Genomic DNA, 7,364 nt, shown 5'->3' on the forward strand with positions numbered 1-7,364 from the left:
CCTTGCCGATGCACTGGCGAGCAAACACGGGCCGCTGCTGCGCGATCTGCTGCGGGACACGGTGCTGCCGGAGGGGCGGGCGCAGGGCGCCACGCCGGATCAGGCAGAGCAGATCCTGCATCAGCTGCGCGAGATTGCCCTGTTGCTGCTGGCGCGCGAGGCCAGCACGAAAGGCTCCGCGCTGGCCGCAAAGCTGCGCCGCAAGGGGCTGCGCGAGGAGGCGGCCCGCATGGTGCAGGATCTGATGGATCAGCTCGCCGCAGAGATGATCCCCGCGCAGCTATAGACCCGGGCCAAAGCGGAAGCCCGAGGCGGTCACCCCGCCGCGAATGTTCTTTTGGTGATAGATCCGGGTGGAGGCTTCTTCCTCGGCGGCGCCGAGCGCGACGAAGATCGGCGCGAGGTGATCCTCCTGCGCGTGGCAATCGCGGGCATAGGGCGCGCGCTCCCAGTCGATCAGCGCGGCGGTGCGCTCCGCCGGGGGCAGGGCGAGCACGTCGTTGAGCCAGGCGTCAAAGGCTTCGGAGGGCACTTTGGCGGCGGGGCCGAAGGCGCGCAGGTTGTGATAGCTGAGACCAGAGCCGATGATCAGCACGCCCTCGTCGCGCAGCGGTGCCAGGGCGCGGCCCAGGGCAAAATGCGCCGCCGGATCATAGCCATGTTGCAGCGACACCTGATAGAGCGGCACATCGGCCTCGGGATACATCACCGCCAGCGGCGCAAAGGTGCCGTGGTCATAGCCGATCTCCCCGTCCAGCCGGGTCGGCAGGCCGGCCCCGGCAATCAGGTCGGTGGTGCGCTGGATCAGATCCGCGGGCGCGCCGGGGGCAGGATAGCTGATCTGGTAGGTTTCGGGCGGAAAGCCGAAGTAGTCATAGACCATCGGCGGCCGCGCTGCGGACATGACGGCAAAGGCCTCGCTCTCCCAATGGCCAGAGATGCAGAGGATCGCGCGCGGGGCCTCGGGCAGCTCTTGCGGCATCTCGCGCAGCGAGTCCTCAAGCGGGGCAAAGGTCTGGCGCATATCCGCGATCCAGGGCCAGGGGCCACCGCCGTGCGAAATGAAATAGCTGGGCATGCGGGTCATGGCGGGCCTCCTTGAGGTGTGAACGGGTGTCGGATCGCTGATCCTGATCCTAGGCCCGCCATGGCATGCTGCATAGGCGCCGGGCTGCACAGGTCCTGTGCGCCCGCCCCGGTTCTGGCCGCCGCGACATAGACCATCCCTGTGCCGCGCACAGCGACAGGCATGATCAGAGACGACGGGCCCCCTGGGCAATCGAGCCGACCGTGCTTGCGCCAGTCCAGCATGCAGCGAAGGCGTGAAAAGAGCCCTTTCTTCGTCTGGAGAAGCAAAGTTTGAAGGTTGAGCGCTTCAATCAGAAAGCGTGAACAGGTCTTCGACCGACACGCCCAGACATCTCGCCAGACGCAAGGCCAAGGTCGTCGATGGCACGAACACGCCGTTCTCTACCGTGTTAATTGTCTTGCGGCTCACCTCGACCATGTTTGCCAGCTCCATTTGGGTAAGTCCGGCCTTCAGCCGATGGTGCTTCAAATGGACGATGAGCTGATCCGTGGATCTCATTTGCGCAACGCTGCGACAGCCATCCAGGCCGAGGGGGCGCAGATCAGCAGGACACCCAGCGTGAGGAACGCGCCGTCCAAGTTCGCAGTAGAGCCTTGTGCGGAAAAGAAAAACACCCAGAAGGAAAGGACGGCGCACCAGTATCCGAACTGGTAGGCGCCGCGATGCGACGCAACGGCCATCTCGTCCCAGGTGGGGCGGATGCTGCGCGGGAAGAGCACGGAAACCAAGAACTGCGCGACGCCGCCAAGAACGGCAAGACCGCCGAGCCAGGCAACAAGATCGGCTGTGACGGCCTGCGTGACAGCATAGACGCCAAGCAGTCCGACACCAAAAGCGGTGACCATGAGATTCGCGGCAAGGCGCGTGATGGCAAGCGGGTTCATATTCATCTCCTAGTGTAACCTACAGGTTACATAAGGAGGCCCTCGTGTAACGTCAAGGTTACTTCGCTAAGGATGTCAAAGGCAGAAAGATCCCGCTGCGCGGACACCAACCGCCCAAGGTCGCGTGTCCGCTTGCGGCGGTTCGGATGGTGTCGGTTGAGCTGCGCGTCCCCGGTGGGCTTGGCGGCCCTGGGGCGCCGGTTGGCGTGACCGCCGGCGCCCGGGCAAGTGGCGAGGCTCAGTCGGCCTTGTTGGTGACATTCTCGGCAAAGGCCTTCTCAAAGCTGGCCTGTTTGTCGGCGCCGGCCTCGGTCTGGTAGTTCGCCTTCCAGTCGGCCATTGTCATGCCATAGAAGATCTCGCGGGCCTCTTCCTTGCCCAGCTCGATGCCCTTTTCGTTGGCGGCTTCCTGATACCAGCGCGACAGGCAATTGCGGCAGAATCCGGCGAGGTTCATCATGTCGATGTTCTGCACATCGGTGCGGTCCTGCATCAGATGCTGGCGCAGGCGACGAAAGGCGGCGGCTTCGAGTTCGATCTGCGTCTGGGCGTCGATGTCGGGCTGGGTCATGTGCTGTCCTTATGTGCTGTTCACGCCAGAGGTAGCAATGGCGGCGGGTCGGGGCAAGGTCGGTCGGGGCAGGGCGAGGCGGGGCAGGGCGGGCGCGGTGGTGACGGATGATTTACCCTTGCATGGCCTCGCCGCTTGCGAGCCGGGGGCGGGGTGAAATAGGATGGTGCTGTCATTGCCCTGTCATACCCCTGTGATGGGTCCGTCATCACCCTGTCATGCATGTTCTGAACAGTTGCGGCACGATGGGAATTGAGCCATAAGACCAGTAAATATGTTTGCGGTAACATTCGCCGGGCGCAGAGGCTCGCCTTGTCCCGGAATGCCGCAAACCCGCATGTTATCCCGTCACATGTGGCGGCAGCCGGAGGATAGAGATCCCATGAAACGCACGCGCAATGTCAAGATCGTGGCCACGCTGGGCCCCGCGTCCGACACCTATGAAACCATCCGTGCGCTGCATGAGGCCGGGGCCGATGTGTTCCGTCTGAACATGTCCCACGGCACCCACGCCGAGATCGCCTCCAAGCACAAGATCATTCGCCAGGTGGAGGCGGATCTGGATTCGACCATCGCCATTCTTGCGGATCTTCAGGGGCCCAAGCTGCGGGTCGGGGTCTTTGCCAATGGCGAGGAGAACCTGGTCGAAGGCGCGGCCTTCCGGCTGGATCTGGACCCGGCCGAGGGCGATCTGAACCGGGTCTGCCTGCCGCACCCGGAGATTTTCCAGGCGCTGGAGGCGGGGGCGTCTTTGCTGGTCAACGACGGCAAGATCCGGCTCAAGGTCAAGGATTGCGGCGCCGATTACGCCAATTGCGAGGTTGTGACCGGTGGCACCATCTCCAACCGCAAGGGCGTCAACGTGCCGGATGTGATCCTGCCGCTGGCGGCGCTGTCGGAAAAGGACCGGGCCGATCTGGAATTCGCCTGTGAGCTCGGCGTTGATTGGCTGGCGCTGTCCTTTGTGCAGCGCGCCAAGGATGTGTTCGAGGCCCGGCAACTGGCCGATGGCCGCGCGGCGGTGCTGTCGAAAATCGAAAAACCTGCCGCGGTGGAGCATTTCGACGAAATCCTCGATGCCTCTGACGGGATCATGGTGGCGCGGGGCGATCTGGGCGTGGAGCTGCCGGTGGCGGCCGTGCCGCCGATCCAGAAACGCCTGATCCGCCAATGCCGTAGCGCCGCCAAGCCGGTGATCGTGGCCACCCAGATGCTGGAGAGCATGATCGAAAGCCCGATGCCGACCCGGGCCGAAGTCTCTGACGTGGCGACCGCGATCTATGAGGGCACCGATGCCATCATGCTGAGCGCCGAATCCGCGGCGGGCCAATATCCGATCGAGGCGGTGCAGACGATGGATAAGGTCGCCACCGAGGTGGAGCTGGACCCGACCTATCGCGATATCATCTCGGCATCGCGCCGCTCCAAGGGGGACACCATCGCCGATGGTATCGTCGCCGCCGCGCGCGAGATCGCCGAGAAGACCGAGATCAAGGCGATCTGCTGCTTTACCCAATCCGGCGCCACGGCGCTGCTGACGGCGCGCGAACGCCCCAATGTGCCGATCATCGCCATGACCCATCTGGTGCGCACCGCCCGCCGTCTGGCGCTCAGCTGGGGCTGCAACTGCGTGGTCACCGCCAAGGTGGACCGGTTCAAGGGCGCGGTGGTTTCGGCGGCGCGGGCGGCCCGGTCGGGCGGCTTTGCCTCCGAGACAGACCAGGTGGTGGTGACCGCCGGTGTGCCCTTCAACGTGCCCGGCACCACCAATATCCTGCGCATCGCCCCCTGTGACGAACGGCTGATTTACAACACCGACCCGGAGTAATAGCCTGATCCCAGAGTGATCTGGGGGCCAGCACATGGCGACGGACGAGATTTTGGTAATCGGACTGGTGCTGGCCTGGCTTGGCGTGCCGGCCTTTGTCTCGGCCTATGCCAACCGGCGCAGCCCCCTGACGGCCATGTTGATGCTGCTCCTGGGGGGCGGCTGTATCGCCTGGGCGGCGCTGACCCGCCCGGGGGGATATGTGCTCTCCGAGGTGCCGGAGGTGTTCTTCCGGGTCCTCGGGCAATTTCTCTGATCGAATCCACTTGCCCTTTGGCACACACTGCCGTAAAGGGCACCCCTGTTCGCGCGACCGGCCAAAGTGGCATGCCGAGTCGCGTGTGTAGCGAACCTACAAATAAGGAGACGGAAATGCCCAAGATGAAGACAAAATCGAGCGCAAAAAAGCGCTTTAAAGTGACCGCGACCGGCAAGGTCATGGCTGGTCAAGCCGGCAAACGCCACGGCATGATCAAACGTCACAAGAAATTCATTCGCGATGCTCGCGGCACCACCACTCTGTCCGCACCGGACGCAAAGATCGTCAAGGGCTTCATGCCCTACGACCGCTAAGAGGAGATCTGAGATATGTCCCGCGTTAAAGGTGGTACCACGACTCACGCCCGTCACAAGAAGGTCATCAAGGCAGCCAAAGGTTACTACGGCCGCCGCAAGAGCACCTTCAAGGTCGCCCGTCAGGCCGTTGACAAGGCGAACCAATACGCAACCCGCGACCGTAAGAACCGCAAGCGCAATTTCCGCGCTCTGTGGATCCAGCGGATCAACGCAGCTGTGCGGAGCCACGACGAGGCCCTGACCTACTCCCGCTTCATCAACGGTCTGAACCTGGCCGGTATCGAAGTGGACCGTAAAGTTCTGGCCGACCTGGCCGTGCACGAGCCCGAAGCCTTTGGTGCCATCGTGCGCCAGGCACAGGACGCGCTGGCCGCCTGAGGCCAAAGCGCGGTGCAGAGCTGACCTCGGTCAGACATCGCAGAACAAATGAAAACCCGCCGGAGCGCTCCGGCGGGTTTTTTGTTGTGCGGGGGGCAGCGAGTGGGACGGCTCAGCCGTCCTTGTAATAGTAGCTGTAGCCATTCAGCGCCGGTGCGCCGCCCAGATGGGCATAGAGCACCTTGGAGCCTTCGGGGAAAAAGCCCTTTTTGGTCAAGTCGATCATGCCCTGCATGGATTTGCCCTCATAGACGGGATCGGTGATCATCGCCTCTGTCTGTGCGGCCAGGCGGATGGCCTCGTTGGTTTCTTCGGAGGGCACGCCATAGGCGGGGGAGGCGTAATCCGGGGTGATAACGATTTCATCCTCGCGCACGGCGCGGCCCAGGCCGACCAGCTCGGCGGTGTTGTCCACGATCGAACGCACCTGCGCGCGGGTTTGCTCCACCGTGGCGGAGGCATCAATGCCGATCACCCGGTCGGCGCGGTCCTGTGCGGCAAAGCCGACGATCATGCCGCCCTGGGTGGAGCCGGTCACCACGCAGACCACGATATAGTCAAAGGTGAAGCCCAGCTCCTGTTCCTGCGCCGCGACCTCCTCGGCAAAGCCGATATAGCCAAGCGCGCCGTATTTATGCACCGAGGCCCCGGCCGGGATCGGATAGGGTTTGCCGCCCGCGTCCTCGACCGATTTGATGGCGTTTTCCCAGCTTTCGCGAATGCCGATGTCAAAGCCCTCGTCCACCAGGCGGCTGTCGGCGCCCATCAATCGGGTCATCATGATATTACCGACCCGGTCATAGACCGCATCATAATGGGGCACCCATTTCTCCTGGATCACCACGCATTTCATGCCGAGCTTGGCGGCAGTCGCGGCCACCATCCGGGTGTGGTTGGATTGCACCCCGCCGATCGAGACCAGCGTATCGGCACCGCTGGCGATGGCGTCGGGCACGATATATTCCAGCTTGCGCAGCTTGTTGCCGCCCATCGCCAGGCCGGAGTTGCAATCCTCGCGCTTGGCGTAGAACTCGACCTTGCCACCCAGCGCCTCGCTCAGCCGGGGCAGATGTTCGATCGGGGTCGGGCCAAAGGTCAGCGGGTAGCGGTCAAACTTCGATAGCAAGGACATGGGATTCTCCTGTTGTCAGTCAGGCCCAGCCTAGCAATGGCGTAATGAAAGGTGCTCTCGAATGCTGCCGCTTGATTTTGGTTTATTCTTTATGTTTGGGATCTGATTGCTCATACTGATGAAAATGAACTCCTGAAATGAAAGACTCTTCCATGGCGGATTTGGATCGAATCGATCACGGCATTTTGCGGCTGCTGCAAAGGGACGGGCGGCTGTCGAATGCGGATCTGGCCAAGGCGGTGAACATCAGCCCGGCCACCTGCCACCGCCGCACCCAGCGACTGTTTGAGGAGGGCCATATCAGCGGCGTGCATGCGCAGATCAACCCGGAGACGGTGGGGCTTGGGGCGCTGGTCATGGTGGGGGTGGTGCTGGATCGCTCCACGCCCGAGAGCTTTGCCGCGCTGGAGGCGGCGGTCTGCGAGATGAAGGAGCTTCTGGATTGCCATCTGGTGGCCGGAGATTTTGACTATCTGTTGAAAATCCGGGTGCGCGACATGGCCGATTTCAACGCGCTGCACAGCAAGATGCTGATCGCCCTGCCGGGGGTGCGGCAGATCCGGTCGTTTTTTGTCATGAAGGAAGTCAAGGAAAACGCGCTGCTGGCGTTCTGACGCGGGCAGGCTAGGGCGCGCAGGCCGGGGCGGGCCGGGGCAGGGAGGCGCCCGGGTTGCGCTGCACCCGGGCGGCTTGTTGCGATGCGCCTGAGCTCAGGCGGCGGCTTTGGCGAGCTGCGCGATCCGGTCTAGCGCCGCGCCAAGCTCCTTGCGGATGGGCAGCGTCACGCCAAAGGGGTTCTTTTCGCAAAGCGCCATGATCTTGTTGTCGTTGACAAAGGCCTTGTAGCTCTGTGCCTCTTTGGCGAGGGCATCGGCGGCGGCGGCCTTTTGCGCGGTGGCGGCGCT

At 63.2% G+C, this 7,364-nt stretch carries 10 protein-coding genes and 2 pseudogenes; 6 read left to right on the forward strand and 6 right to left on the reverse strand.

Annotated features, from left to right (window positions below; genetic code table 11):
- Positions 1-286 (forward strand): annotated as a pseudogene (locus HCZ87_RS18710) (hypothetical protein); the annotation flags it as partial.
- Here HCZ87_RS18710 and HCZ87_RS18715 read toward each other — a convergent pair.
- The 4 genes from HCZ87_RS18715 to HCZ87_RS18730 form a co-directional block, all read right to left on the reverse strand.
- On the reverse strand, positions 281-1,087 hold the full coding sequence (locus HCZ87_RS18715; RefSeq protein WP_167646290.1) for a dioxygenase: 807 nt from the start codon (positions 1,085-1,087) through the stop codon (positions 281-283). The pseudogene HCZ87_RS18710 and the gene HCZ87_RS18715 overlap by 6 nt on opposite strands.
- Before the next feature lie 288 nt (positions 1,088-1,375).
- Complete coding sequence (locus HCZ87_RS18720) at positions 1,376-1,588, reverse strand: helix-turn-helix transcriptional regulator (RefSeq protein ID WP_167646292.1); 213 nt, start codon at positions 1,586-1,588, stop codon at positions 1,376-1,378.
- A complete protein-coding gene (locus HCZ87_RS18725) occupies positions 1,585-1,974 on the reverse strand; it encodes a hypothetical protein (RefSeq protein ID WP_167646294.1) in 390 nt (129 codons plus the stop codon). Before HCZ87_RS18725 ends, HCZ87_RS18720 begins: the two co-directional genes overlap by 4 nt.
- A gap of 238 nt (positions 1,975-2,212) precedes the next feature.
- Positions 2,213-2,545 carry a DUF1244 domain-containing protein gene (locus tag HCZ87_RS18730; protein WP_175582323.1) on the reverse strand — a complete coding sequence of 111 codons (333 nt, stop codon included), beginning with the start codon at positions 2,543-2,545 and terminating at the stop codon, positions 2,213-2,215.
- A gap of 382 nt (positions 2,546-2,927) precedes the next feature.
- Between HCZ87_RS18730 and pyk the strand changes: the two genes are divergently transcribed.
- The 4 genes from pyk to rplT all read left to right on the forward strand — a co-directional run bounded on the left by pyk (position 2,928) and on the right by rplT (position 5,327).
- A complete protein-coding gene (pyk, locus tag HCZ87_RS18735; protein WP_167646297.1) occupies positions 2,928-4,373 on the forward strand; it encodes a pyruvate kinase in 1,446 nt (481 codons plus the stop codon).
- A gap of 34 nt (positions 4,374-4,407) precedes the next feature.
- Positions 4,408-4,629: a hypothetical protein gene (locus HCZ87_RS18740; protein WP_167646299.1), complete on the forward strand. Its 222-nt coding sequence runs from the start codon at positions 4,408-4,410 to the stop codon at positions 4,627-4,629.
- A 116-nt stretch (positions 4,630-4,745) separates the two neighbouring features.
- Positions 4,746-4,946 carry a 50S ribosomal protein L35 gene (gene rpmI / locus HCZ87_RS18745; RefSeq protein ID WP_009178285.1) on the forward strand — a complete coding sequence of 67 codons (201 nt, stop codon included), beginning with the start codon at positions 4,746-4,748 and terminating at the stop codon, positions 4,944-4,946.
- A 15-nt stretch (positions 4,947-4,961) separates the two neighbouring features.
- Positions 4,962-5,327, forward strand: coding sequence for a 50S ribosomal protein L20 (rplT, locus tag HCZ87_RS18750; protein WP_167646301.1), 366 nt, complete (start codon positions 4,962-4,964; stop codon positions 5,325-5,327).
- Between the two features lie 112 nt (positions 5,328-5,439).
- Here the strand turns inward: rplT and HCZ87_RS18755 are convergent, their stop codons facing one another.
- Positions 5,440-6,459, reverse strand: coding sequence for a 1-aminocyclopropane-1-carboxylate deaminase (locus HCZ87_RS18755; protein ID WP_167646303.1), 1,020 nt, complete (start codon positions 6,457-6,459; stop codon positions 5,440-5,442).
- A 152-nt stretch (positions 6,460-6,611) separates the two neighbouring features.
- Between HCZ87_RS18755 and HCZ87_RS18760 the strand changes: the two genes are divergently transcribed.
- Positions 6,612-7,073 (forward strand): Lrp/AsnC family transcriptional regulator, encoded by a 462-nt coding sequence (locus HCZ87_RS18760; RefSeq protein WP_217701977.1) that lies wholly within the window; start codon positions 6,612-6,614, stop codon positions 7,071-7,073.
- 96 nt (positions 7,074-7,169) lie between these two features.
- Here HCZ87_RS18760 and HCZ87_RS18765 read toward each other — a convergent pair.
- Positions 7,170-7,364, reverse strand: a pseudogene (locus HCZ87_RS18765) (hypothetical protein); the annotation flags it as partial.

It is taken from the genome of Phaeobacter sp. HF9A (assembly GCF_011806385.1).
Lineage (GTDB): Bacteria > Pseudomonadota > Alphaproteobacteria > Rhodobacterales > Rhodobacteraceae > Epibacterium.

What these genes read in the sequence shown, in the direction of transcription:
- HCZ87_RS18740 (WP_167646299.1), top strand. Translation starts at nt 4,408, where the DNA reads ATGGCGACGGACGAGATTTTGGTAATCGGACTGGTGCTGGCCTGGCTT.
- rpmI (WP_009178285.1), top strand. Translation starts at nt 4,746, where the DNA reads ATGCCCAAGATGAAGACAAAATCGAGCGCAAAAAAGCGCTTTAAAGTG.
- HCZ87_RS18720 (WP_167646292.1), bottom strand. Translation starts at nt 1,588, where the DNA reads ATGAGATCCACGGATCAGCTCATCGTCCATTTGAAGCACCATCGGCTG.
- HCZ87_RS18725 (WP_167646294.1), bottom strand. Translation starts at nt 1,974, where the DNA reads ATGAACCCGCTTGCCATCACGCGCCTTGCCGCGAATCTCATGGTCACC.
- rplT (WP_167646301.1), top strand. Translation starts at nt 4,962, where the DNA reads ATGTCCCGCGTTAAAGGTGGTACCACGACTCACGCCCGTCACAAGAAG.
- HCZ87_RS18755 (WP_167646303.1), bottom strand. Translation starts at nt 6,459, where the DNA reads ATGTCCTTGCTATCGAAGTTTGACCGCTACCCGCTGACCTTTGGCCCG.
- HCZ87_RS18715 (WP_167646290.1), bottom strand. Translation starts at nt 1,087, where the DNA reads ATGACCCGCATGCCCAGCTATTTCATTTCGCACGGCGGTGGCCCCTGG.
- HCZ87_RS18730 (WP_175582323.1), bottom strand. Translation starts at nt 2,545, where the DNA reads ATGACCCAGCCCGACATCGACGCCCAGACGCAGATCGAACTCGAAGCC.
- pyk (WP_167646297.1), top strand. Translation starts at nt 2,928, where the DNA reads ATGAAACGCACGCGCAATGTCAAGATCGTGGCCACGCTGGGCCCCGCG.
- HCZ87_RS18760 (WP_217701977.1), top strand. Translation starts at nt 6,612, where the DNA reads ATGGCGGATTTGGATCGAATCGATCACGGCATTTTGCGGCTGCTGCAA.